The 25240-nt window shown below is 66.8% G+C and carries 25 protein-coding genes; 14 read left to right on the top strand and 11 right to left on the bottom strand.

What is annotated here, in order from left to right; genetic code table 11:
- The coding region (locus VMI09_02830; GenBank protein ID HTQ23603.1) for a phosphotransferase at positions 1-922 on the top strand (922 nt) is incomplete at its 5' end.
- Positions 923-973: 51 nt separating this feature from the next.
- Positions 974-1753: an NDP-sugar synthase gene (locus VMI09_02825; protein ID HTQ23602.1), complete on the top strand. Its 780-nt coding sequence runs from the start codon at positions 974-976 to the stop codon at positions 1751-1753.
- A 12-nt stretch (positions 1754-1765) separates the two neighbouring features.
- Here the strand turns inward: VMI09_02825 and VMI09_02820 are convergent, their stop codons facing one another.
- The 4 genes from VMI09_02820 to VMI09_02805 form a co-directional block, all read right to left on the bottom strand.
- Positions 1766-2485: an HAD family hydrolase gene (locus VMI09_02820; GenBank protein HTQ23601.1), complete on the bottom strand. Its 720-nt coding sequence runs from the start codon at positions 2483-2485 to the stop codon at positions 1766-1768.
- Positions 2486-2550: 65 nt separating this feature from the next.
- Entirely contained in the window at positions 2551-3477 is a 927-nt protein-coding gene (locus VMI09_02815; protein HTQ23600.1) for a hypothetical protein, read from the bottom strand.
- Between the two features lie 47 nt (positions 3478-3524).
- Positions 3525-5693 (bottom strand): transglycosylase SLT domain-containing protein, encoded by a 2169-nt coding sequence (locus VMI09_02810; protein HTQ23599.1) that lies wholly within the window; start codon positions 5691-5693, stop codon positions 3525-3527.
- Positions 5694-5828: 135 nt separating this feature from the next.
- Complete coding sequence (locus VMI09_02805) at positions 5829-6848, bottom strand: alpha/beta hydrolase (protein ID HTQ23598.1); 1020 nt, start codon at positions 6846-6848, stop codon at positions 5829-5831.
- Positions 6849-7132: 284 nt separating this feature from the next.
- Between VMI09_02805 and VMI09_02800 the strand changes: the two genes are divergently transcribed.
- Genes VMI09_02800 through VMI09_02785 form a run of 4 tightly spaced genes read left to right on the top strand, consistent with a single transcriptional unit; the run spans position 7133 to position 9608 of the window.
- A complete protein-coding gene (locus VMI09_02800; GenBank protein ID HTQ23597.1) occupies positions 7133-7705 on the top strand; it encodes a Maf family protein in 573 nt (190 codons plus the stop codon).
- 27 nt (positions 7706-7732) lie between these two features.
- Positions 7733-8422 (top strand): YggS family pyridoxal phosphate-dependent enzyme, encoded by a 690-nt coding sequence (locus VMI09_02795; GenBank protein ID HTQ23596.1) that lies wholly within the window; start codon positions 7733-7735, stop codon positions 8420-8422.
- A complete protein-coding gene (gene proC / locus VMI09_02790; GenBank protein HTQ23595.1) occupies positions 8419-9267 on the top strand; it encodes a pyrroline-5-carboxylate reductase in 849 nt (282 codons plus the stop codon). The genes VMI09_02795 and proC overlap by 4 nt, the downstream gene beginning before the upstream one ends.
- A 23-nt stretch (positions 9268-9290) precedes the next feature.
- Positions 9291-9608: a YggT family protein gene (locus VMI09_02785; protein HTQ23594.1), complete on the top strand. Its 318-nt coding sequence runs from the start codon at positions 9291-9293 to the stop codon at positions 9606-9608.
- A gap of 644 nt (positions 9609-10252) precedes the next feature.
- Here the strand turns inward: VMI09_02785 and VMI09_02780 are convergent.
- Positions 10253-10480 carry a hypothetical protein gene (locus VMI09_02780; GenBank protein ID HTQ23593.1) on the bottom strand — a complete coding sequence of 76 codons (228 nt, stop codon included), beginning with the start codon at positions 10478-10480 and terminating at the stop codon, positions 10253-10255.
- 331 nt (positions 10481-10811) lie between these two features.
- Here VMI09_02780 and VMI09_02775 point away from each other — a divergent pair, with 331 nt between their 5' ends.
- The 4 genes from VMI09_02775 (at position 10812) to VMI09_02760 (ending at position 16022) form a co-directional block, all read left to right on the top strand.
- Positions 10812-11759, top strand: coding sequence for an alcohol dehydrogenase catalytic domain-containing protein (locus VMI09_02775; GenBank protein HTQ23592.1), 948 nt, complete (start codon positions 10812-10814; stop codon positions 11757-11759).
- A complete protein-coding gene (locus VMI09_02770; protein ID HTQ23591.1) occupies positions 11759-13768 on the top strand; it encodes a hydantoinase/oxoprolinase family protein in 2010 nt (669 codons plus the stop codon). The genes VMI09_02775 and VMI09_02770 overlap by 1 nt, the downstream gene beginning before the upstream one ends.
- 12 nt (positions 13769-13780) lie before the next feature.
- Positions 13781-15382, top strand: coding sequence for a hydantoinase B/oxoprolinase family protein (locus VMI09_02765; protein ID HTQ23590.1), 1602 nt, complete (start codon positions 13781-13783; stop codon positions 15380-15382).
- A gap of 223 nt (positions 15383-15605) precedes the next feature.
- Positions 15606-16022: an NUDIX hydrolase gene (locus VMI09_02760; protein ID HTQ23589.1), complete on the top strand. Its 417-nt coding sequence runs from the start codon at positions 15606-15608 to the stop codon at positions 16020-16022.
- A gap of 44 nt (positions 16023-16066) precedes the next feature.
- Here VMI09_02760 and VMI09_02755 read toward each other — a convergent pair whose 3' ends face one another.
- The 4 genes from VMI09_02755 to VMI09_02740 form a co-directional block, all read right to left on the bottom strand.
- Entirely contained in the window at positions 16067-16555 is a 489-nt protein-coding gene (locus VMI09_02755) for a hypothetical protein (protein ID HTQ23588.1), read from the bottom strand.
- A 74-nt stretch (positions 16556-16629) separates the two neighbouring features.
- Entirely contained in the window at positions 16630-17553 is a 924-nt protein-coding gene (locus VMI09_02750) for a glycosyltransferase family A protein (GenBank protein HTQ23587.1), read from the bottom strand.
- Entirely contained in the window at positions 17550-18734 is a 1185-nt protein-coding gene (locus VMI09_02745) for a hypothetical protein (protein HTQ23586.1), read from the bottom strand. Before VMI09_02745 ends, VMI09_02750 begins: the two co-directional genes overlap by 4 nt.
- A 121-nt stretch (positions 18735-18855) precedes the next feature.
- On the bottom strand, positions 18856-19896 hold the full coding sequence (locus tag VMI09_02740; protein ID HTQ23585.1) for an MBL fold metallo-hydrolase: 1041 nt from the start codon (positions 19894-19896) through the stop codon (positions 18856-18858).
- A 174-nt stretch (positions 19897-20070) separates the two neighbouring features.
- Here VMI09_02740 and VMI09_02735 point away from each other — a divergent pair, with 174 nt between their 5' ends.
- Positions 20071-21315: an anion transporter gene (locus tag VMI09_02735; protein ID HTQ23584.1), complete on the top strand. Its 1245-nt coding sequence runs from the start codon at positions 20071-20073 to the stop codon at positions 21313-21315.
- Between the two features lie 29 nt (positions 21316-21344).
- On the opposite strand, the gene thiI is transcribed toward VMI09_02735, so the two are convergent.
- A complete protein-coding gene (gene thiI, locus VMI09_02730) occupies positions 21345-22520 on the bottom strand; it encodes a tRNA uracil 4-sulfurtransferase ThiI (GenBank protein ID HTQ23583.1) in 1176 nt (391 codons plus the stop codon).
- Between the two features lie 66 nt (positions 22521-22586).
- Here thiI and VMI09_02725 point away from each other — a divergent pair, with 66 nt between their 5' ends.
- Positions 22587-23207 (top strand): CoA pyrophosphatase, encoded by a 621-nt coding sequence (locus tag VMI09_02725; GenBank protein HTQ23582.1) that lies wholly within the window; start codon positions 22587-22589, stop codon positions 23205-23207.
- On the opposite strand, the gene VMI09_02720 is transcribed toward VMI09_02725, so the two are convergent.
- Positions 23204-23722 (bottom strand): class IV adenylate cyclase, encoded by a 519-nt coding sequence (locus VMI09_02720; protein ID HTQ23581.1) that lies wholly within the window; start codon positions 23720-23722, stop codon positions 23204-23206. The genes VMI09_02725 and VMI09_02720 overlap by 4 nt on opposite strands.
- 94 nt (positions 23723-23816) lie before the next feature.
- Here VMI09_02720 and VMI09_02715 point away from each other — a divergent pair, with 94 nt between their 5' ends.
- Together VMI09_02715 and VMI09_02710 are read left to right on the top strand one after the other, a co-directional pair.
- Positions 23817-24008, top strand: coding sequence for a hypothetical protein (locus tag VMI09_02715; protein HTQ23580.1), 192 nt, complete (start codon positions 23817-23819; stop codon positions 24006-24008).
- Positions 24009-24022: 14 nt separating this feature from the next.
- The gene (locus VMI09_02710; GenBank protein HTQ23579.1) at positions 24023-25201 is read left to right on the top strand and encodes a hypothetical protein; all 1179 of its coding nucleotides are present in this window, start codon (positions 24023-24025) and stop codon (positions 25199-25201) included.
- Positions 25202-25240: the final 39 nt, after the last annotated feature.

The raw sequence follows: 25240 nt of genomic DNA, 5'->3' as shown, positions 1-25240 counted from the left end.
CCCCCCCCCCACGGCGCCCGCGTCCGCCATCGCCGTCGACCTCGGCCCCGACGACCTGCCGGCATACGTGCGCGCCCTGAACCTCCTACCGGTTGCGCCGAACGAACCGCCCTTTCTGAACGTGCAGCGCTTTCTCAAGTCCATCGACGCGGCGGTGCCCGAGATTTATGCCGCCGACCTCGAGCGTCGGATGCTGCTCGTCGAGGACGTCGGCGGGACCTCGCTATTCCAGGCCGCGCTCGACGGTGCGGCGAAACCGGCGACGCTCTATCGCAGCGCGGTGGACGAACTTCTGCTGATCCACGTCGAAGGCACGCGCCGGCTCGATCGACGATGTATCGGCGCGTCGATCGCATACGACGAGCGGCTCTTTCGCTGGGAAATGGAAGATTTTCTCAGCACGGGAGCGGCGAGCGTAGCGGCTGGCACCGCTCTCGCCGCGCTCGCGCCCGAACTGGACGATCTCGCCGCGCGGCTGGGCGCGCTCGCGCGCGTGCTCTCCCATCGCGACTATCACGGGCACAACCTGTTCGTACAAAACGGCCGCATCCGGGTCATCGATTTCCAGGACGCGCTGCTCGCCCCCGCCGCGCAGGATCTCGCCGTGCTGCTGACCACGCGGGACACCGCCCGGGTAATCGATCAGAAGGCCGAGCGCCGTCTGCTTGACTACTACCTCGCAGGCCTCGCGCGCCGCGGCACCGCCTTGCCGGATGCCGCCGCATTCGTCAACAGCTACTATCTCTGCGTGCTGCAACACGCCCTCAAGGTGATCGGACGCTTCAACGCCCTCGAGCGCCAGGGTAAATCGGGTTACGCACCGTTCATCCCGTACGCGGCTGCGCAGGCACGCCGGGCGCTCGGCCTGCTCGAGGCGAAAAATGACTTCCCGCGTTTGCGCGCGGCCTTCGACGTGCGCTGATGGCGCGGAGGAGAAAGGGCGCGACGTGATACCCAGGGTTGTGACCGGCCGATGAAGGCGCTGGTGCTTTCGGCGGGAATGGGCGAGCGTCTGATGCCGCTCACGGCGACTCTCCCCAAGCCGATCATCGAAGTCGGCGGACGACCGCTGATTCATTATCCGCTCCGGATGCTCGCGCGTGCGGGCGTGACCGAGGTTGCGATCAACGTACATCACTTGGCTGCTGCCGTCCGGAGCGCCCTCGGAAACGGCGAAGCGCTGGGCCTGCGGATCACCTACGCGCCCGAGGCGAAGCTGTTGGGCACGGGCGGCCCGCTGCCGGGATTGCGCGAGTTCTTTGGTGACGAGACTTTCGCGATTCTCAACTGCGACACGATAATCGATCTGGATTTGCGCGCGCTCGCCGATTTTCATCACAGCCGCCGCACCCTCGCGACGCTGGTGCTGCGCGAAAGCCGCACGCCCCAGGCTTACAGCCGGATCGAAATCGACGCGGACGCGCGAGTGCTCCGGATGCGTCTGCTGAGAGGGCGCGCGCATGGCCAGTTTGACGACTATGGACCCGCGCTCAGCGCGGCGGAGGCCGCGCGGCTTGAAGCCTACATGTATTGCGGCGTTCTGCTATGCGAGCCGGCACTGTTCGAACTGACGCCACCGCGGCCGGCGCCGTTCAGCCTGATGGGCGATCTGTTCGCGCCGCTGCTCGCGCAGGGACAATCGATGTCCGGCTATGTGCATCGCGGTTTTTTTCGCACGGTTGACGATCTGAAGAGCCTCGAGGCGCTGCGCGCCGAATTCGCGGATGCGCCGCCGGCTCTGCGCTTTCTTTGAGCGACGCCTCGCTCAGCCGTTGTCGGAGCGGTCCACCTGCGGGACCTTTTCGCTCTTCAGGCGTTCCAGCAATCCGACGAGCTCGCTCATCGAGCGCATCACGAAGTCCGCACGGTATTGTGGATGATGGCTCAACACGCGATAGCTGGCGGGTCCCGTGGCGACCGCCACCGACGCGCCGTAACCCGCATTCATCGCGGCCATCACGTCGCGCGGCTCGTCGCCGACGTACATGCAGGCTTGCGGCAGGACCGCGGCGCGCATCGCCGCCTGCTTGAGACTCTGCGTCTTGTCGAGGATCTTCATCGAGGAGCCGACTTGCGTAATCACCTGGTCGAAATGGGCCGCGAGCCCGACCATCGCGAGCTTCTGCACCAGGCGCTGCGAGTCGCCGGGCCGGCTGGTGATGATCGCGGTCGCGTAGCCGCGCCGCTTGAGCTCGGCCAGCGTCTCCTGCACGTGCGGAAGCACTTCCAGCCGCTCGGTGCGATCGATCTCGGCGAGGAAATACGCGAACGCGAGCTTGGTGTACTCGGCGCGCTTATGCTCCGGAATGCCGAGATATGGGTCATCCTGTTCGAGCGCACGATGGTAGTGTTCGCGGGTAAGCGGCGGCTCATGGCCGAGGTCGTCGAGCGCGCCGCGCACGGCAGTGTAGAGCGGCCCGTGAATATCGATCAACGTCCCGTCGAGATCGAAGAAGACCGCCTTGAAATCGCGCTGAAGTGACATCGAAGTGCCGCTCGGCCGGCGCCGCCCTGCCGATGAACCCTTGATGCGTGTTGGCCGCGCACTTGTCAAGCGTCCCGAGCGGCGAGGCGGCGCGACTGGCCGTCGTCAAGCGCGAGCATGAAGCGCCCCTCGCACGGATGGCTCACCGTCCACAATGTGTCGATCCGCGCCGAGAGCGCCGCAGCGAGCGCCATCCCTGCCGCGTCGGCCTGGTCCAGCGTCCGCGGTGCCGACGCCGCGACAACTCCGAGACTTTCGCAGAGTGACGCGACGATCTGGCGGCGAATGGTCAAGGCGCCGGTCTGAAGCTTCTTGGGCGGAAGCGTCGTTGACGGAGCGCACAGGCGCATCTGCAGGTCGGGGTATGACTCGAAGGGATTTACGCCGATTCCTTCCAGCGCTCGATAAGTTGCGAAGCCGGCGAGCATGAAGCGGGTGAAGGTTCCACCGCCGACGCCGTCCTGCTTCGTCTCTTCTCTATCGCCGTTCTTGCCCCCATCGCCGTTTAGGAGCGCGTCAAACAGTTCCTTCGTGATGGCTGCGAGATGGGGTTTGCTCTTCGGATGGTATGCCCACTGCGTGAAGTAGCTGTATAGCGGCGTGGGAAACATCGCGAGCCCCGGCTTGTATGGTTTGCCGTCGGGCGCGCCCATCAGCAGGGGAAAGATCCGCTTGAGTTCCACGTCGATTTCGCGCTGGGACGGAACCGGGTCGCGCCCCTCGGTTCCCTGCGACCAGTCGAGGTCGCGCGGCCATCGCGGCGAATCGACCAGCACCGTCGCGCGAGCGTCCAGTTCCGGAGCAACTTCCTTGATTTTCCGAGCCAGCGCAGTGCAAGGAGTCTCGCCCAGACCGTCGAGCGCGACCGATTGGAACGACATCGTTCGCCGGGAAGCATTGACGAGCGCGAGGTCGAGGAAATTTTCGCCGACGTCGATGCCGACGAACGATTCGACCGACAGCCTCGCAAGCGGCTCGGTGACCGCTTTCACGGTCTCGCCGCCGTCGGCGCGGCGATTGGCAGGTCTGCTCGGCGGCTCTATGACGGGCCCTGCGCCTGCGCCACGCCGCCGCTCGTGACCGCAGGTGAGGGATAGAGCATCCGGTACTCGCGCAAACCGCCGATCACCCGCTTTACGTAATCGCGAGTTTCGCGAAACCCGATATTCTCGACCCACTGATCGTCGTCGCCCGGATACTTGGCGTTCCAGTTCTGCACTGCATGCTCGCCCGCGTTGTAGGCCGCGACCGCCTTGAACGGATCGCCGCCGAACATGTCGAACAGGCTCTTCAGATAGGTCGTGCCGACGCGCACGCTCAGCGAAGGATCATAGAGGTTGAGCGAGGCTTGCTGGACGCCGGCCGACGGCCCCACGCGGTCGGCGGTAGCCGGCATCAGCTGCATCAGGCCGCGCGCGTCGCTCACCGACCGCGCCTGCGGATTGAACAGGCTCTCCTGGCGGACCAGCGCCAGCACCAGGTAGGGATCGAGCGCGTCGCCGCTGGCGGCCTGCGCGATCGTGTCCCAGTAGGCGCGCGGGTAACGCACCCGCTCGGTCGCCGAAGAATCGAGGCTGCCGTTCTTCTCGAGCCGCACCGCGACTTCGATCGCCGTGTACCAGTCGCCCGTGCGCTGCAGCTCGGCAAGCACGAAATCGCGCACGCGCGGATCGCTCGCAGCCTGCGTGGCGAGCGCGCGCAACTCCGGCGGCTCGAGATAGACCATCTCCGGATAGGTCATGCCGAGCCGCTTCAGCGTCGCGACGCGATCCAGATGAAACGCGGCAAGAGTGCCGGGCGCGGCGGACGGCACGGCGGCGTCGGCCGCAAGCGTGTCAGCAGCCGTTCTCTGGGCGACAGGCGCGCCGATTCGCCGCGCCGCGAGTTCCGGGTAGTAGTTGCTGGCCGTGCTTTGGGCGAGGCCCTGGTAAATCGTGTTGGCCGCGGCGACCTGACCGGAGCGCTCCATCGAGCGCGCGTGCCAGTAAGAAAGCCCGTCGCGCTCGGAGGCGGAGGTGGCCAGCGGCTTCATCGAAGCGAACTCGCGCGCGGCGGCGTCGAACTGGCCCATCATGTAGAGCGCAAAGGGCGCACGGAAGCGGCCGTCGGCGGCCTCGTCGCTATGCGGATAGCTTCGCACCAGGCGCAGGTACGCGGCGCGCGCGGCGTTCCAGTTCGCGTCGTCTTCGAAGGCGCGTCCAACATCGAACGTCGCGGCGGGCGCGAACGCGCTTGACGGAAACGCCTCGATCAGCCGAGTGAACGTCGCCCTTGCGGCTTGCGTATCGCCCGTGCGCCATTGCAGATGGCCCAGCCGGTAGAGCGCGTCGGGTGCTTTGTCGCCGTGCGGCGCGTACTTGAGATAGGCGTTGAGCGCGAGCATCTCGCGCTCCGAATTCACTCGCGAAGCGCGCGCCCTCAGCCACAGCATCTCGGCATGCACGCTCGGCGGCGGCTCCAGCGCCAGCGCCTCGTCGCACTGCGCAAGCGCCATCGAGGATTGTCCTTCACGCAGGAGCAACGCAGCTTCGCGGCCATGGTAGCCGAGCGAATGGGTATCGATAGCATCCGGATGAGCCGACGCGATTGAATAGGCGAGCGTGCGCGCTTGAGTGTCCTCGGCGCCCTGCGGATATTTCTCGCGCAGCACCTGCAGCAGGCGGAACGCGCCCCCGGCGTCGCCGAGGCCAAGCGCGGCGCGCGCCCCAATAAGCATCGCGCGCGAATCGATATCCGCTGCCGGATTACGCGCGGCGAGCGCAGCGGCCGCGGCCTGCGCGTCGCCGAGCCGTCCCAGCTTGAATTCAATCTCCGCGTACTGGAGCGACGCCTGGTCGGCGAACACGCTTTGCGGATAGCTCAGGCTCAGGCGGCGGAAGGTCGCCGCGGCGCTTTGCTGGTCGCCGCTGTCGCGCTGGGCGGAACCGAGATAGAAGAGCGCGTAGTCGGCGAGCGCCGGGTACTTTTCCGCGGCGAGCGTCATCCGCTCGATCGTCTTCATCAGGTCGCGGGCAACATAAGCCTGGTAGCCCTCGACGAAAGCCTGCTCGGGATTGATCGGAACGACGGTGAGGATGCCGAACTGGGCGAGGATGCAACGCGCGTCGGCGCGAATCGAGGGGGCGACGAGAGTTCCCGCGGGTCCTAGCGCCCGTGCCGGCGTAGCCAGCAGCGCGCCCAACCCCACCGCCGACAACAAACCCAACAACCCACTACTTGGCTTCACAAACATCAACATAAGATAACGTGACGTTCGCTGGAACTCAATCGGGGGGTCACGCCGCCTGGAGCGATCGCGGCAAAATCCGCTGCCATGATTTGCCGCGGTTTATTCCGGGCCCGGCTATCGAAGGTCGGATAGGAATTCCAAAAGCGCCGCGTTTACCTCGCCCGGCTTCTCCTGCTGCGTCCAGTGACCTGACCCTTTGATATTGACCCGCTTGAGATTAGGCACCCATCGTTCCATCCCGAGCGTCTGCTCCGGCCAGAGCACGAAGTCGAGTTCGGCGGTGATCATCAGCGCCGGCTGATCGACGCGCTCGGGCAGGTTGGCGGACTCCTCCCAGTTGCGGTCGATATTGCGATACCAGTTGAGGCCTCCGCGAAACCCGGTTTTCTCGAACGCCTTGACGTAAACGTCGAGGTCGGTCTCGGTCATGTATTTGCCGAGCGGTCCGTCGGGCAGGCGATCGAGCAATCCGCCGCCGGCGGGACCAAACACGCCCGGCGGCGGCCGCATCGCAACCGGCGGCAGCGGCATCGGGTCGCGATACAGACCGCGAAGGGTGCGGCGCACGTCGCGTTCGAGTTCGGCCTCGGCGACACCGGGCTGCTGGAAGTGCAGCACATAATGGAAATTGCCGGCGGCGGCCTGTCGCGCCATCTCCGTAGGCTTGGTCGGCGCCTGCTGCGGACTGGTGACCCAAATCACCCTGGGATGCTCGGGACTTCCCGGCGCCGACGGGAGCCATCGCGGCATGAACGGCGTATTGAGGTTGACCACGCGCGCGATTCGCGCCGGCGCGCGCATCGCGCTCTGCCAACTGACGAAGCCGCCCCAGTCATGGCCGACGATCACGCACTTTTCGACGTCGAGCGCGTCGAGCATCCCGACAATGTCCCTTACCAGCTCGCGCACCTGGTAAGCCTCGACCGGTTGCGGACAATCGGTATCGCCATAGCCCCGCTGGTCGGGCGCGATCGCGCGAAAGCCGGCGTCGGCGAGCCCGCGAAGCTGATGGCGCCAGGAGTACCAGAGCTCCGGAAAGCCGTGGCAGAACACAACGGGGAAGCCCTTGCCTGCCTCGACAACGTGCATCCGGATGCCGTTGGTGTCGACGAATTTGTGGACGAGTTCGCTCATCGATCCTGTCCTCGCGATGATTCTGCGACGGTCCTGCGATGGTCGTACGATATTCTTGCGATAAGCTTGCGCCAGTCCAGTTCAACGTCAGTGTAACCACACGAGCAGCGTTCGACCAACACCGCCCGTGGGCGGGTCACCCGCAGACGGCTCACCTGCACACGGCTCACCTGTAAACGGCTCGGAAGACGGGCCGCGCTTGCACGGCGCGCCGCGCTCCTGCAAACCTCTGACTATACGGATTTCCGCCGACGTACTTACTCCAAGCGATGGCTCCTCCCGGATTGAACACCAGACTGATTCTCGCCTCGACCTCGCCGCGGCGGCGTGATTTGCTCGCGGCGGCCGGCGTGGAGTTCGAGCTTGCAGAAAGCGGCGTCGCGGAGGAGCGCCGCCCGGACGAGCCTGCGGCAAAGTTCGCGCTCCGGATGGCCGAGGAGAAGGCGCTCGCGGTCTCGTGGCGGGCGGCCGATGCGCTGGTGCTGGGCGCCGACACGGTAGTCGATTGCGGAGGCGAAATCCTGGGCAAGCCGCGCGACTACGCCGACGCGCATCGCATGCTGCGCTCGCTCTCGGGCGTCATTCACGTCGTGGTTACGGCATTCGCGCTCGCGCGCGGCGGGCGCATCGCCGAGAGCCGCGCGATCTCGAGCCGGGTGCGCTTCCGCGAGCTCGGGGACGAGGAAATCCACGCGTACATCCGCACCGGCGAGCCGATGGACAAGGCAGGCGCCTACGGCATCCAGGCCGAGGGCGCGGGCCTGGTGGTCGAGGTCGAAGGCGAGCGCGACAACGTGATGGGCCTGCCGGTGGCGGAAGTGCTGGCGGCGCTGCGGCGCAATTTGGCTCTGCGATAGGCGCGCCGGGAGCTTGGCGCCAGCACAATGCTGTCCCATAGCGAGATTGCGACGCGGATTGCGGCGGTGCGCGAGCGGATAGCGCGCGCGGCCGGCCGCGCCGGGCGCGACCCGGAGGCGGTCAGGCTCGTGCTGGCCACCAAGACGCAGCCGCCCGAGGCGCTGCGCGCGGCTTACGCAGCTGGCGCGCGCGAATTCGGCGAGAACTACGTGCAGGAGGCCGCCGCCAAACAGGACTTGCTCGCGGAGCTGGACGATCTGCGATGGCATCTCATCGGCCATCTGCAGACCAACAAGGCGCGCGAGGCTGCAAATCGCTTCGCCCTCATCCATGGCCTGGATACCGCACGCCTTGCCCGCGCCCTTGCCCGCGCGCGTCCCGCGGCCCGCGTCCCCGTGCTGATCGAAGTCAACCTCGGAGGCGAAGCGTCCAAAAGCGGTGTCGCGCCGGACGCAGCCGAACGCCTCGTCGAAGACGCGCGCGCAACGGTCGAAATCCTCGGCCTGATGACAATTCCGCCGCCCGCGCCCGACGCGGAGCGCTCGCGCGAGCATTTCGCCGCGCTGCGCGCGATGCGCGATCGGCTTGCGGCGGCGACCGGCCTTGCGCTAAGCGAGCTTTCCATGGGAATGACCGACGATTTCGAGGTTGCGATCGAAGAGGGCGCGACGATCGTGCGGGTGGGCCGCGCGATCTTCGGCGAACGCATGCGATGAAAGCGAAGAGAAAGCTGGGGTTTATCGGCGCGGGCAACATGGCCGAAGCGCTCGCCCGCGGCCTCATCGAAACCAAGATCTTCAAAGCCTCGGAATTGATCGCCTCCGATGTTGACGCGGCGCGCCGGCGCAAATTCAAGAGCGCGCTCAAGATCGAGGTCACCACCGACAACCTCGAAGTGCTCGGCGCCGCGCGCGCAGTGCTCTTCGCCGTCAAGCCGCAGACCATCGATGCCGTGCTGATGGAGCTCGCACGCGGGGGCGGCGACGGGTCGTCGCGCAAGGGCGGCCTCGCGGACAAACTCTTCGTTTCGATCGCGGCCGGGGTCACGCTCAACCGGCTGGAGAGCGCGCTCGGCGGAGGCGCGCGCGTCATTCGGGTCATGCCGAACGCGCCCGCGATGGTTGGCCAAGGGATGGCGGCGCTGGTGCGCGGACGCCATGCGACCCGCGCCGACGAAGCCTTCGCGCTCAGGATTTTCCGCGCCGTCGGCGACGCAGTGGCGCTTAAGGACGAGGCAATGCTCGACGCGGTCACCGCGCTCTCGGGCAGCGGCCCGGCGTACGTCTATCTCTTCGCCAAATCGCTTGCCGACGCTGCCGTTGCACAGGGCCTGCCGGCGGAACTGGCGCTCAGGATGGCGCTCAAGACGATTCGCGGCGCGGAGGAGAATATGCGCCGCTCTCCGATGAAGGCCGAGGAGCTGATTCGTATCGTCGCTTCGCCGGGCGGCACAACCGAAGCCGCGCTGAAACAATTAGGCGCGGACGGCTTTTCTGATATCGTGGCGCATGCGATACAGGCCGCTGCCGAGCGTTCGCGCGAACTCGGACGCGTCAGCTAGCCCCCTCCGGAGAGTCATCGACCATGCCCAACATCCTGGTAAACACGATCGTGTTTGCGGCCACGACGTTGTCCTCGATGCTGCACATCTACATCTGGATCGTCATCATCGCGGCGCTGCTCAGTTGGGTCCAGCCCGACCCGTACAACCCCATCGTACGTACGCTCTACGCGATGACCGAGCCGGTTTTCGACTGGGTGCGCGAGCATCTGCCGGTCTATTTGGGCGGGCTTGATCTCTCGCCCATCGTCGTCATCATCGCTGCCGAGTTTATCGAGCAGGTGTTGATCAGAGCCGTGATTCAGGCTGTGACGCCCTCGATGGCGATGTACGGCTCGTAGGATGGCCTTGCAGCCCCGCACGTCGGGCGCGCCGCGCCCGAATGTAAGCGGATTTCCCGCATGGCTGACGTCCGGCGCCGGCTCTGTAACGTTGAGGGTAATTGTTCGCCCGGGCGCCTCGCGCCGCGGTATATTACGAATTGACCGGCGCGGCCCGGTGATCGGCGTCGCATCCGCCCCCGAGCGTGGCAGGGCTAACGCCGAGCTGGTGGAAGCGGTAGCCCGGATGGCCGGGGTCGCGCGCTCGGCGGTGGAAGTGGTCTCCGGCGCTGCGGGGCGCCATAAATCGCTCCGAATAAGGTCTTCAGACCCTGCCGGAACCGCCGCGAAACTGACCGCGATGACCGCGGGAGTATGACTGCGCAAATCTGAGGATGACGCGAATGCCCGGCGAATCGCTATCGCGAGGCAGATTGACACCGTTGCCGGGCGTGATTACCTAAGGGTTGGGTTCGCCCAGACCGGATTCGTTTTACAGATATGCCAATTTACGAGTACCAATGCCCCAAATGCGGAACGTTCGAAACGACGCAGCGGATCACCGACCCTCCCCTTAAGCGATGTCCGACCTGCAAGAGCAAGGTCGAGCGAATGATCTCGGCGACGTCTTTCGTGCTCAAGGGTTCCGGATGGTACGCGACCGACTATGCGCGATCGGGCAGCTCCAAACCAGCCGACGTATCGGGCAACAAGTCTGCCGAGTCCGGGAGCAACGGCGCTAACGGCTCCTCGACGAACTCGGAATCATCAAGCTCATCGGAGAAAAGCTCGAGCGCGGCGTCCTCCGAAAAGAGCGCGAAAGCCAAAGCTTCCGACTGATTTCTCAACGATCCGTTCAATTTTCCGTTTTCTCCGTTGAACGGAAGTTGCACTCCTGCAACGCCGACTGAGGCCGTATGTATAAAAACTCGGCCCTTTGATTCATTTGTTAGCTGGTACGCGTCATGCTTCTCCTAGGTCGCGTTCGCAACCATTGTCAACTTGGCGGTCCCTGGTGGAAGAAGAAAAAGACCCGCCCCAAACTCGTGCCTCAATTCGATTGTGGCTTGCGGTCCTTTTGACCGTCGTAGCCTTATGGTTCATTGACTCGCTGCTAAAGCCGAATTCGCGGCAGCGAGACTTCAACCGCAAATAAAACCCGCCGCACAAATAGCGCATCGCGCGAGTAGCGCATCCGGCGGCTTTTCTGTTTGAATCGGGCCGATGCGCGCGCTCCTGTTCGATCCTCAGCCGATCGTTCGCCGCGACCACCCCGACCCCGCGCCGGCGGTGGGCGAAAGCATCGTCCGGGTGCGCCTTGCGGGCATTTGCGGCACCGACCTCGAACTGGCGCGCGGGTACATGTCGTTCCGCGGCGTGCCGGGCCACGAGTTTGTCGGCGAGGTCGTGGATACCCGCAGCCACTCGCTTATGGGCAAACGCGTGGTGGGCGAGATTAACGCCGGATGTGGGCGATGCGCGCGCTGCCGCGAAGACCTTGCGCGCCACTGTCCCGATCGCACCGTGCTGGGAATCCTGGGCCGCGACGGTGCGTTCGCCGAGTACCTGCGGCTGCCGGACGAAAACCTTGTCGCCCTGCCCGATTCGATCGGCGACGAAGCAGGCGTCTTCGTCGAGCCGATCGCCGCCATCTATGAAATCTTCGGGCAGACAGGCCTCGGCCCCGGCACTAAAATCGCCGTGCTCGGCGACGGCCGGCTCGGCGCACTCGCTGCGATAGTGCTTCGTGCCGAAGGATCTGCAGCCGTGCTCGGCGGTCATCATCGCGACAAACTCGACCGTCTGGCCGGGCTCGGGCTTGAAGTACAACTTGAAGACCATCTCCGACCGGGCTTCGATGTGGTGATCGATTGCACCGGCCGAAGCGCCGGACTCAATCGCGCGCTCACTCTCGTGCGCCCATGCGGAACCGTGATTCTCAAAAGCACCGCTGCCGCCGGCACCGCTCTCAAGCTGGCTCAGGCAGTGGTCAACGAGATTACGATTCAGGGTTCGCGATGCGGAAGGTTTGCGCCGGCCATCGCGGCGCTCGCCGCAGGAAAAATCGACCCGCGACCGCTTATATCCGCCATCTTTCCGCTCGACCAAGCGCCAGCCGCCCTCGATGCTGCCGGACGCCCGCCAAACTTCAAGGTGTTGCTTAAACCCTGATGGCCTCGACCGTCATCGTCGGAATCGACACCGGCGGCACGTTCACCGACCTGGTCGCCATCGTGGGCGGACGCCTGACCGTGCATAAAGTGCTTTCAACACCAGAGGATCCCGCGCGCGCGGTCGTCGCTGGACTTAAAGCGATAGTTGAAGACGGGCTGGAGGGATCGGGCCGCGGCCAGGTTCCCGATCTGCTCACTTACAGCTCGACCGTGGCGACCAACGCTCTGCTCGAGGGCAAGGGCGGGCGCGTCCTGCTCGTAACCAACGCCGGTTTCGAGGACGTGGTCGAGATAGGCCGCCAGAATCGCGTCGACCTTTATTCCCTCGCGCCCGAACGCCCCGAACCCCTGGTCGGGCGCGCGATGCGGCTCGGCGTGGCTGAGCGGACCCACTTCGACGGCAAGGTGGCTCTCGGTCTGACCGCGGCTGAGCTCAAGCGCACGCGCCGCGCCGCCGCGCTGCGAGAGGCCGACTCGATCGCGATCTGCCTGCTCCACTCCTACGCCAACCCGGCAAGCGAGCGGCAGTTGGCGCGCGCGCTAACCCCGCTGGGCCTCCCGCTCTCGATCTCCCATCGCATCCTTGCCGAATACCGAGAGTTCGAGCGGCTCTCGACCACGGTGGTCAACGCGTACGTGGGGCCGCGGATGTCGTCGCATCTCGGCCGCCTCGAGCGCGATTTGCGCGGCGCGCGTCTGCGCGTGATGCAATCAAACGGCAGCGCGATCGGCGCCCGGCTCGCCCGCGAAGAACCGGTCCGCACGATCCTTTCCGGCCCCGCCGCCGGTGTGATCGGCGCCGCCGCGCTGGTCGGCGCAACCGGCGTCGATCGTTTCATCACTTTCGACATGGGCGGCACGTCCACCGACGTCGCGCTCTTCGACGGCCGCGCCGCCATCCGCACGCTCAGCTTTCCCGGCGGCTACGCCGTCCGCACGCCCGTCATCGACATCCATACCGTGGGCGCGGGCGGCGGCTCGATCGCAGTGGTGGACGCGGGCGGCTCGCTCAAGGTCGGGCCGGAAAGCGCCGGCGCCGATCCGGGCCCGGCCTGCTACGGACGCGGCACCGCGCCCACGGTGACTGACGCCAACCTGGTCGCGGGGCGGCTCGTACCTGAGGATTTTCTGGGCGGCGCGATGCGTCTTTATCCGGCGCGTGCAGCAAAAGCGATCGCCGCGCTCGGCCGTGCGATGCGCACCAACGCGGTTGACGCGGCAAGCGGAGTTATTCGCGTGGTCAACGCCAACATGGAGCGGGCACTCCGCGTAATCACGGTCGAGCGCGGCTTCGACCCGCGCGACTTCGCGTTGATGGCGTTCGGCGGCGCGGGTCCGATGCACGCCTGCGAACTTGCGCGCGACCTCGGGATCCGTCATATCGTGCTGCCGCGCAATCCCGGGCTGCTTTGCGCGTGGGGCGCGCTGCAGGCGCCGCTCGGGCGCGAATACTCGCTGACCGTTCGCGAGACGGCGCCCGCGTTTCGCCGCCTCACCGCACGCGCGGCCCCGATGCTCGCGCGCGCGCGGCGCGAACTCGCCGCCGAAGGAGCGCGCCGCGGGCAGATCCGCGCTGAGCTTTTTGCCGACGTGCGCTACCGCGGCCAATCCTATGAAATCGAGGTGCCGCTCACCCCGCGCTTCGGCGCCGACTTCCACGCGGCCCATCGCCGCACCTTCGGCTACGCCGCGCCCGAAGCCGCGGTCGAGGTCGTCAACTTGCGGCTGCGCGCGACGGCGCCGGGCGCCCTCGCCACGCCCGAGCGTCTGGCGCGCGGGCATCGGGCGCCTGCTCCGATGCGCCGAATCGAGGTCGTAATCGGAGATCGCGCGGCGGGCCGGCGCGCTCGCATGGCAGAAGTGCCGGTTTACGCGCGCGACGCGATCGCCGCTGGCGCCACGATTCGCGGACCTGCGATCGTGGTCGAACTCAGCGCCACCGCCTACGTCGCGCCCGAGTTCACGCTGCGCGCCGACGGCTTCGGCAACCTGCACCTGGAGGCCTGAGCAAACGTGGGAATGACGCGCGCGATGAAGCTCGATGCGGTAGCGCTGGCGGTGATGAACAACCGCCTCGCCGCGATCGCCGAGGAGATGGGCGTCGTGCTGGGGCAGACCGGCTTCTCCCCCAATATCAAGGAGCGCCACGATTTCTCGTGCGCGCTGTTCGACGGCAGCGGCGAATTGGTCGCGCAGGCCGCCCATATTCCGGTTCATCTCGGCTCGACGCCGCTTTCCGTGCGCGCCGCGATCGAAAGGCTCGAGCTTGGCCCGAGCGACGTCGCCGCGGTGAACGACCCGTTCGCCGGCGGAACCCATCTGCCCGACCTCACCCTGGTCGCGCCGATTTTTCTCGCCGGCGAGCGCCGCCCGTTCGCCTTCGCCGCCAACCGCGCTCATCACGCGGATATCGGCGGGATGGCGCCCGGGTCGATGGCGCTCTCGACCGAAATCTACCAGGAGGGCTTTCGTCTGCCGCCGGTCCACCTGGTGCGCGCGGGCAAACCGGCGCGCGACGTGATGGAGCTGTTTTTTGCCAACACCCGCGTGCGCGACGAGCGCGAGGGCGACCTTCGTGCTCAAATCGCCGCGCTCAATGTCGGCGCGGAGCGCCTGCGCGCCCTGGTGGCGGCAAGCGGCCGGAGGCAGGTGGCTGCGGCGATGGCGGCGCTTAAGGGCTATGCAGACCGCCTGATGCGCTCGACGCTGCGCCGCGTGCGCCCCGGCGTTTACCGCGCTGTCGATTATCTCGACGACGACGGAGTCGGCACCGGACCGATCGAAATCCGCGTTGCGATCCGGATCGGCGGCGGACGCGCGACGGTCGATTTCACCGGCTCCGCGCCGCAGGTGCGCGGCTCGGTCAACGCCAACTATGCGATCACGCTGTCGGCGACTTTCTACGTAATGAAATGTCTCGCCGCCGAGGCCGTGCCGGCCAACGAAGGACTGATGCGGCCGATCCGGGTGATCGCACCGCCCGGCTCGATCGTCAACGCGCTGCCGCCGGCGGCGGTCGCGGGCGGGAACGTCGAAACCTCGCAGCGCATCGTCGACGTGCTGCTGAGAGCGCTCGCCGCCGCCGCGCCCGATCGCATCCCGGCGGCAAGTTCAGGCTCGATGTCGAACATGACGCTCGGCGGCTACGACTCGATTCGCGCCCGCCATTTCTCGTACTACGAAACGATCGCCGGCGGTGCCGGCGCGGCCCCCGGCCATCCCGGCGCAGCCGGCCTCCATACGCACATGACCAACACGCTCAACACGCCGATCGAGGCGCTGGAAGCGTACTACCCGATGCGCATCACCGAATATCGTGTGCGCCGCGGTTCCGGCGGCCGCGGCGCCGCCCCGGGCGGCGACGGCCTCGTGCGCGAGATGGAATGCCTGGTGCCCGCCACGCTGGGCCTGCTCACCGACCGGCGCATCACTCAGCCGTGGGGGCTTGCCGGCGGCGGCCCCGGCAAGGCCGGAGCGAATTATCTGGTGCGCGACGGGCGGCGGACCAGGCTGCCCGGCAAAGCCAACGAGCGGCTTAAGGCCGGCGATCGAGTGCGCATCGAAACGCCGGGCGGGGGCGGATGGGGCCGCGCGCCGCGCGGTCCTGTCCGTCCCCGGTGACGCGCTGACGCGTGGCCCCGCTGACGCCGGGGCATCCGCTGCAGACGGGACAAGGGCCTCGCCGTCGCCCCGTCCGGGGCGCTTCGCTGTCCGATGGCGTCGCCCCGCGCCGCGTCTGACGCAGGGCGGCGGGCGGCGCGCTCGCGCGCGCCGCCCGCCGCCGTTACTCTTGATATCCGCCTGTCGATTCGGCCCGGATGGAGAGGCGCAGCGCGGTAAGCCGATGGGAGAATCGCAATTCTGGATTGGCGTGCACGGCATTGTCGCCGACCGCGGGCAGCTCGTCGTGCTGCGGCGCGCGGCGCGGATGCCGTATCGGCCGGGCCACTGGGACCTTCCCGGCGGCCACCTCGCGCTCGGCGAGAGCGTCGAGGAGTGCCTCATGCGCGAAGTCGGCGAGGAAACAGGCCTAGCGATCGAAATCGAGCGCTTCGTCGGATTTTACAAGGATCCGCCGGAGCCGTACGTGCAGGCGCTCTTCGCCTGTTGCCCGGCCGACGCGCGCCGCGAACTCGTGCTGAGACCCCGCGAGCACATCGAAGGCCGCTGGGTCACGGTCGGCGAACTCGCGCAGATGAGCGACATCATCCCCTACCTGGCGGGAATGCTGCGGGGAGGGATGCTGGATTATCTAAAGTAGAGCTCCGGGGAGCCTGCCGAAGTGGAAGGCCGCGGAGCGTCGGGCTATAAACCGAGAAGTTTCTCGCACGCTTCCTCGAAATTCTCTCTGCTGAGCGGTTTGGCGTGCTCGCGCTGCAGCACGCCGTTCTCGTCCACGGTGGTGATCTTCCAGTTCTGCACGAAGGTTCCGGCGCCGTCCCAGAGCAGCGCGTAGGTGATCGACCCATTGGATAGATCGGCGCGGAACGGGATGCCGAAGACCGGCCCGACGGGCTTCAGCGTGACCTCAACGCCCCGCGCGACGATCGTGAGGTAGGGAAAGAACACTCCCTTGAGCGCCGGGTTTTCCATCTTCATCGTGGCCGGACGGAGCGTCGCCAGGCGTTCCTTTTCGTACTCGCCGAGGAACTCGTTGGCCACCAGATGGCACAGCGCGCGCATCGCTTCCGCCATCTGATGCACAACGCTCTGCGAGCGATCGTGCGCTTCCTGGCGCTCGCGGGCCTCGCGCTCCTGGCGGGTCTCGCTTATCAGTTTGTCGCGAAGACTCATCAAATCCCTCGTCGAATTGCCAAACGTTATTATGACTCCACCAGCGACACCTGAAAAGACGGCGCCCGCCGCGTTCAGCGCCCTGTCCGCGGGCGCTTGCGCATGCGCAGGCGGCCCCACCAGTAGCCGAAGAAATTCGCACATTCGAGCTCATGGCAAATCGCGCCTTCGCGATCGCCGCGCGCCCCCGCCATCGCCATCCGGACCGCATTGCGCGCGAGCTTGTCCAGATGATTGTGAGTTCTCCCCCCCGCCAGCGCCGTGCCCACGCCGAACGCGAAAGCTTTGCGCCGCAGGTACCTGCGATTCATCCGCGCCGCCGGCACCAGGTGAAAAACCCGCGCTTCGGCGACGAACCCCATCGCGCCGCCGCCCCCGATAATCCGCGCGAACAGTTCCGTATCCTCGCCCGAGATCGGATTGCCGCCGACCACGCCCAGGTCTTCGCGGAAGCGGCCGAAACGGGCAAAAGTCTCGCGGCGAAAGCCGGTGTTGGCGCTGAAGTAGTTGCGCAACACCTCCGCGGCCGCGGGCGGCGCCGCGGCGATCGCGTCCCGATCGTGCACCGCGAAGCGCACGTAGAGCGACGGCCCGAGCCATCCCGGCGGCGCGGCTTCCCATCGCGGCAGCACCAACCCGCAGGCCGCGTCGAGTCCGCGCCGTTCGATCGCGCCCATCATCGCCGCCGCCCAGTCGGCTTCGGCCACGGCATCGTCGTCGATGAACAGGATTAGATCGCCAGCCGCCTCGTCCACCGCGCGGTTGCGCGCGAAGCTCGAGCCGGGACGCGACTCGAACACGCGGCGCATCGCGAACGGGGCGCGCGCCACCGCCTCTTCGACCACGGCCGGCGTGCGGTCGATCGAATTGTTGTCGATCACGATGCATTCCGTCTCGACGCCCGCGGGCAGACGTTGCGCGGTGAGGCTCGCCAGCGTTTCGCCGAGCGTGGCCGCGCGATTGTGAGTCGGCACCGCGAGCGTGAGGCGAATAGTCAATTGCGTGAGGCGCCTGATGGGCCGCCGGGCGTCGCGCGTGCCGGCCCCGGCGGCGGCAAGGAAGCCGCCGGCGCCGGGCGGCCCGGAGCGGGCGACGGCGCAGAGGATGGTGCGCCGGCCGGCTGCGGTGGCGGAGTGAGGTTTTCGATCGCAAGGCTAGGCAATGGCGCCTTCGATTGCGTGAAAACCATCGAACCTACCGCGAGGCTCGGTTCGGCTTGCTGCTGGATCTGCGCCGGCGCGGACAGCTCGAAGCCGAAATCGCGGGTTTCACCGGGCACCAACGGCAGCACGGGGCGAACGAAGCCGACAAATTCGATCGGTGTGACGATGACGCTGTGGCTCTCCTGGTAGAGGAGCTTTTGCTGCGCGCCCCGTCCCGCATAGTAGCTCACGGTCAGCCGCACCTCGTCCACGCCGCGATCGCCGGCGTTGGTGATGCGGCCGAAGATCGCCGGCACGCGCGCTTCCGACATTTTGACCACGACGTCGCTCAGCACGAGCTTGGGAAAGTAGGCGCGGGCCGCGGGCAGCTCGGCCTGGACATCCTGGATGGTCTTGAGCCTGCGCTTCAGGAAGAACTCGATCCCGCGGCTGCCGCTGAATCGATGCTGTTCGAGCTGCGCGATCAACGCCTGATAGGCCGCCGCCGCCCGAGGATAATCAAGCGTGTGGTAGATGGTTACGGCCTCGCGAATGCCGTCGCGAAGCTGATCGCGCCGGGCGAAATCGGCCAGTACGCGCCACTCATGCTGCCGCTTGACCAGCACCAGCGCGTCCTCGAACCTGAGCTTGGGATAAGCGCCGTTTTGCAGAGTCTTGTCGGCGGCGGCGTTGAGCGAATCCTGCGGCCCGGCCTTGGCGTCGATCGTTCGCTCCCACAGCGTAAGATCGGGCATCGTGACTTTCACCGGCACGATCGCAAGCTCGCCGCTCACCTGCGGCTCGCCGACTTCATAGCGCGTGCTGAACAAAATCGCGCGGAACCAGATCGGATCGACGTCGGGCGCGACGGGAATCTCGGTCAGGAACTGTTTGAGCGGACGCGCGGCGCGATCTTCATCGATGAGTGTCGCGTAGCAGGCGGGGTAGTTGAACTGCTGCAGGTCGGCGAGATAGCGCGTCGCGAGCCTTTGCGGCGACTGGCCGCATCCGCTTAGCAGCGCTGCTGCGCTGACCAATGCGAGCGCGAGCAGCCGACTCGATCGGTCGCGAAAGCCGGCGCAAACCGTCTCTGCTGCCGTCGCGAGTTTCCAGCGACGCAGCCGGGCCTCGACTGTCCGGCGCCCGCTCCGCCTCAATCTAGCGCTCGACCGGCAGATGCGCGTCATCCCAATCGAGCATCCCGCCCTTCATGCTGCAAACCTTCTCGAAGCCGAGGCCGGTCAGGATCGCCGCGGCGGTGACGCTGCGCACGCCGGCGCGGCAGATCACCACGATGTCCTTGTCCTTGAACGGTGCGAGCTCTTTCTCGGCGCGCTCGGGCAGCTCGCGTAGCGGGATTAGCTGCGCGCCCGAGATATGGCCGAGTTCACCCCGGTACTCTCCGGGCTCGCGTACATCGAGCAGCAACGGAGCGGCGGCGCTGCCGAGACGCCCGGCGATCTCGGCCGGCGAAAGCTGGCGCACCGAGTTCAGCTGGGCGAGCGTCGGAAAGTGGATCGCCGCGGCCTCGATCTCGGTCTGATTGGGCTGCAGCGCCTCCTGGATTCCCTCGGGCAGCGGCAGTCCGAGATTGTTCATGAGGTCGACGTAAGCGTCGCGGGAACGTCCGGCCACACGCGGATTGGACGCCTTCTCTTCGCCGATCGTGGAACGGATATGGCCGCGATAATCATGGGCGGGATAGACGAGGGTCGCGTCCGGCAGCGTGAAGAGCCTTTGCGTGATCGAATCGTATTCCTGGCCCGCGTCACCGCCGGCGAAATCGGCCCGCCCGGTGCCGTGAATCAGCAGGCAATCGCCGGTCAAGACGCGGTCCTCGGCAAAGAGGCTTATCGAGTCGGGCGTATGACCGGGCGTGTAGAGCACCTTCATCTCGAAGTCGCCGACGATCAGGCGCTGGCCATCCTCGAGATGCATCGTAACGTGCGGTGCCGGGGCCCGCCGATGCATCGCGACGGGCGCGCCGGTCAGCTCGGAGAGTTCGTGCGCGCCGCTGCGATGGTCGGCATGGGTGTGGGTGTCGATGATGAGATCGAGCTTCAGCCGATGGTACGCCAGAACGGCGAGGTAGCGCTCGACCTTGTCCTTGAGCGGATCGACGATCACGGCGCGCTCCATGCTCTCCGAAGCAAGCAGGTAGGTCTTGCACTTCGCGTTGTTCAGTTCGCGAAAATCCATGTCCCCTCCAAACCGGCGCGCGACGCCGTCGTGCGCACAATCAGGCCGCCGCGGCGCCGACACCCCTCGGCCCCCTGGTTCGGTCGCTCTCGACTATAGCGCCGCACGCGCACGGGTGTGAACCATCATCGGGCAGAAGCACGTTTCGGCTTGACCGGCGGCGAGGGCCGCCCGATGATGCGGGCGGTGGAACTCCGTCTCGCCGTGCCGCTCGGGATCTTCGCTTTCACCTACCTGGTGTTCGCGATCGGCAACTTTCCCGGACTCCAGCTTGACCGGACCGGCGCCGCCCTTGCGGGGGCGCTGTTGATGGTGGCGACGGGGTCGCTCAGCGAATCCAGGGCGCTCGCGGCGATCGACTTCCACACCCTCCTGCTGCTGCTCGGGATGATGATCATCGTGGCCAACCTGCGCATCTCGGGCGCCTTCGCGCTGGTCGCGCGCTGGCTCCTGGAGCGCGCACATGCGGGATACGCGCTGCTCGCGATGACCGTGCTCGCCTCGGGCGTGCTGGCCGCGTTTTTCATCAACGACGTGGTCTGCCTGGCGCTGGCGGGACCGCTGATCGAAGTCGCCCGCATCCTGGAGATCGACGCCGCGCCGCTCCTGCTCGCGCTCGCGACCGGCAGCAACATCGGCAGCGTAGCGACCATCACCGGCAACCCGCAAAACATGATCGTCGCGGGCTTCGCCGGCATCGGCTATTCGGCCTTCGCGGTCAGGATGGCGCCGCTCGCCCTGGCGAGCCTTGTGGTCGACTACGGCGTCATCGCCTGGCTCTATCATGGGCGTCTCAGCCGGATCCGGCGGCGCGACGATCTGCATCTGCCGGCGCCCCCGCCAGAGCGCCGATGGCATCTGATCAAATCGTCGATCGTCGCCGCCGTGGTGCTGCTGCTGTTCGCCATGGGGTATCCGACGCACCTGGTGGCGCTCGGCGGCGGCGCCGCGCTCCTGTTTACCCGGCACACGGAGCCGCGCTCCATCTATGAGCAGATCGACTGGACGCTGCTGGTGATGTTCGCGGGACTGTTCATCGTGGTCAAAGGCGCCGAAACCACCCATCTGCTGAAGCATCTGGTGCAGGCCGCGGGACCCGAGCACCTTGAAAACGTCGGCGTGCTCTCGCTCGCCGCGGCGGCACTCTCCAACGTGGTCAGCAATGTTCCTGCCGTGCTGCTGTTCAAGCCGATCTATCCGCAGATCAGCCAAGGGATGACTACCGGGCTGGTGCTTGCGAGCGCGAGCACGCTCGCCGGAAACCTCACCCTGCTCGGCTCGATGGCGAATTTGATCGTGATCGAGCAGGCGCGCCGCGACGGTATCGAGATTAGCTTCGTCGAGTATCTGAAGGTCGGCTTGCCGGTAACCGCGATCACGCTCGCGATCGATATCGCCTGGCTGCGGTTTCTCGGTTAGCTCCGGTCAACTCTGTCGGGTAGCTGCGGCTAGACCTGCGCCTGCGGAAACCTGAAGCGGATGACCTCCGCCTTGCGCACCGCATCGGCCACCATCGTCTCGACCGCGAGCGCGCTCTCGGCCGCGCGCACCTCGTCGAGGTTGGCGTGGGTCTCGGGATGGGGCGGAACGAACAGCGAGCAGCAATCCTGGTCGGGTTGAACCGAGGTTTCGAAAGTGCCGAGCACGCGCGCCTGCTCGACGATTTCGTTCTTGTCCATTCCGACCAGCGGACGCAGCATCGGCAGCCCGGCGGCCTCCTCGATGACGGTCATGTTCTCGAGCGTCTGCGAGGCGACCTGGCCGAGGCTCTCGCCGGTGACCAGCGCGCGCGCGCCGGCGCGGCGGGCGATCGCGGCGGCGATCCGCACCATGAAGCGGCGGTAGAGTACGACCCGCAGCGGACGCAGTGCGCGTGCGACGATCTCGCGCTGGATGTCGGCGAACGGGATCAGCATCAGGGTCGAGCGCGACTGGTAGCGCGTGAGATGCTCGGCGAGCTCAGCCGCCTTCTCGCGGCTCGCAGCCGAGACCAGCGGATGACTGTGGAAGTGGACGAAATCGAGCCTGAGCCCCCGGCGCATCAGGCGATAGGCAGCGACCGGCGAGTCGATTCCGCCGGAAAGCAGCGCCAACCCGTGTCCGGTGATACCCACGGGCAAGCCGCCTGCGCCCGGCCGCTTGCCGTCGGCGACGTAGGCGGCGTCGGGGAGGATCTCGACCGTGATAACGATCTCGGGATTCTCAAGATCCACTTTAAGTTCCGTTTCGTCCTTGACCACGGCGCCGACCACCTGGTCGATTTCCATCGAATTGAGCGCGAAGCGCTTGTCGGAGCGCGTCGCGCGCACGCGAAAGCTCGCGGCGCCCGGATGCGCCCGCGCGATCGCGATCGCCTCGCGCTTGATCGCCTCGATATCGCGCGCAACCGCGCGGCTCAGCGAAAAATTCTGGATACCGAAGAGCAGCGCCGCGCGCCGGGCGGCGACTTCATCGCCGATCGCGTCAGGCAGCTCGACGATCAGCCGCGGGCCTTCGCTGCGCATCGCGCCGAGCTCGAAGTCGGAAAAAATCGCCCGCACGTTGCGCTTCAACTGATCGACGAAACGCCACTGGTTGCGTCCCTTGAGCGCGATTTCGTGATATCTTCCAATCAGGTAACGCATCGTGACCGCTTATACCGGCGAGACTGCCTGGCACGCATTATCTGCCTTGCGCGCCAGCAGTGATACATGAAGGCGCGCGAACCGATCAATCGGCGCGAACCAACCAGGCAGCGCATCGCGCGCCTGCGCCGGGGCCTCGAGCCGGCCGGCCCGCTCGCGCGCCATCGCACCAGCGCAGGCCGCGGCGCCGCCGTGCTGATGCCCATCTTCGAGCTTGACGACGAGCTGCACGTGGTCTACATCCGGCGCTCAGATCACGTGGAGAGCCATCGCGGCCAGGTGGCGTTTCCCGGCGGCCGGGTCGATCCGACCGACGAAAGCCTGCTGCACACGGCGCTCCGCGAGGCGCAGGAGGAGGTCGGGATCGATCCTGCGAGCGTCGAAGTTCTGGGCGCTATCGAGGGCTCGATCGCGCGCACCAGCGAAATTCACGTAACGCCGTTCGTCGGCGTCATCCCGGCCGCAACGGGTCTGCGCGCCGATCCCAGGGAAGTCGCGGCAATCTTTTTCGTCCCGATGAGCGCGCTTGAGGACTCGAGCTATCGCGGCACCTATCGCTTCCGCCGCCAGAGCGGAGAGGTCAGCGAGCATCCGGCGATCTTCTACAACGACCAGGTCATCTGGGGCCTCACGCTGCGCTTCACCGAGGAGGTCCTGGGGCGGATGAATGACGCCCCCTCGCGTTAGTCTCGCGTCATCAGTTCGAAATACGACACTTCGATGAGATCGCCCGTGCCGACCCCGAGCGCGTCGAGCAGTTCGTCGACGGCCGCACGCGCTGAGACCGCGCCCGCGCCTTCCTGCGACCGGTCGTCGAGCACCGCCTCGATCTCGCCGAAGCTGCCCAGCGTCGCGACGCGATCGAGGTGGAGGCGAACGTTACGCCGGGTGAGAAGCTCGCGATACTTGCGCACTTCGGCAAGCACGCCGAGGGCCCGCGCGAGCATCTCACGCGTGCCCTCGGTGCAGGCGACTGGCGCGATCTCGTAGCGGCTGAGCATCAGCCCGCTTTCCGCTTCGCGCTCGTAGTGAATCAGCCAGGCCTCGGGCGGCTGTTCCCGCAGCTTGAGCTTGCCGCGCGCGACTTTGAAAAATGTATCGCGCTGGGTAAAACTCTGGCGCGCCGAGTAGCCGAGCCCACGCGCCGCGGCCCGCGCCGCGTCGAGATCGCTTAGGCGGAATTTGGCCTCCAGGTTGCGCATCGCGCGAGCCCCCTCGCCTCGTTCCTGTTGAAAGGATCGCGGCCGTGCAACAATATCAAGCGCGCCCCACGATGTCCGAGCAGGAGTGACAGCGATGGTCAAGAAAACCCTCTGCCAGCGGCTCGATTGCGATCAGCCGGGAAAGCCGCGCGCGATGCCCGGTCTTGCAAGTGGGAAGAAGCTCGAGCTGATCCTGTGCGATGAAGACTATGCCGACGCGCTCGCCAGGGAAGAGCCTCCGCACTGGCTCAGCGAACTCCTGACCCACATCGGGCTGGTCGGCTGAACGGACCGGAGCGGATGACACATACCGATATCGAACGCGAAGATGCGAGCCTCCGCGCCGCCGGCTTCGACCCCGCCGCGCCGCCCGCCGAGGCGATCGTGCGCCTGCGCGAACTGCGCGGCGCGTCCGGCGTGAACGCGAACGCGATCGCGCGCGCGCTCGGCGCAATTGCGAGCGCGGATGCCGCGGCGATGCTGGCCGCGATGGAAACCGGGGCAAGCGGGGCGCTGCGCCGCGAGATCCGCCGCGCGCTGTTCCGGCTGCGCCAGCGCGGGATCACGGCGGCCGCGGCCGCCGCGCCGGCCTCGGGGCAACCGGCGGCTTCGCCGCCGGTTGCCCCGAGGGTGAGCGCGCTATTCTCGCCCATCGATCCCGACGGCGCGCGTATCGTGTGGCTGCTCAAAGAACGCCGTGGCGGAGGAGTCGCGCGCCTTTGGGCATTGCTCGCGGACGCCGAAGGGCTCATCAACGTCGCGCTGAGCGAACTCTCGCGCCGCGAGTTGCGCAGCGAACGCGCCGAGATGGAACGGCGCGCGGGCGTCGCGATGGTCGAGGGCAACGCGGGGCTCGCCGACTACATCCTGTGCGAGGCTTTTCGCCGCACCCCGCCCGACAAGCGCTCGCGGGTCGGAAATTTTCTGACGTTGCGCACCGAGATCGTCGGCACGCCGCCACCGGTCGAACTCGTGCATCCCATATACGCCGAGATGGCCTCCGTGCTGGATCGCGAGCCGCCGCCAGACCTGCTCAAGGAGCCCGAAATCACTGGATGGAAATTTCCGCCGGACCAGCTCAAGCCATACTTCGACGAGATCAAATCGATCCAGGAGAGCGTGCTGGTGCTGAACCGCGTCCAGCAGGAAGAGCGCATCAATCTCGTCGTCGAGCGCGCGGTCGGCGAATTGCTCCGCGGCGAACGTGCCGAGGCAGTGCGCCGCCGGCTCGAGGACGTCGCGTACTACATGGCGCGGAACGGGCGGCGCGAGGCTGCGCAATGGGCTGCGGCCGCCGCCGCGCGGCTGCGCGACGGCGCCGACGCGAGCCGCGTCCCGTTCTTCCGGGCGCTGGTTCGCACGCAACTCGGCGCGGTCTTCGCCGAAGAACAGGAGCGCGCGCGCGAAGAGCCACGCCTCATCATGACGCCGGCCGAGGCAATGCGCGCCCAGCAGCAGGCGCGGCCGCGGCGGCGCTAAAGGCAGGTTGCATGGAAAGAACGATTGGTGCTGGGGAGC

This window comes from Candidatus Binataceae bacterium (assembly GCA_035500095.1).
Classification (GTDB): domain Bacteria; phylum Desulfobacterota; class Binatia; order Binatales; family Binataceae; genus JAKAVN01.
Note: the sequence above shows the minus strand (reverse complement) of the source record. Positions and strands in the feature narration are given on the sequence as shown.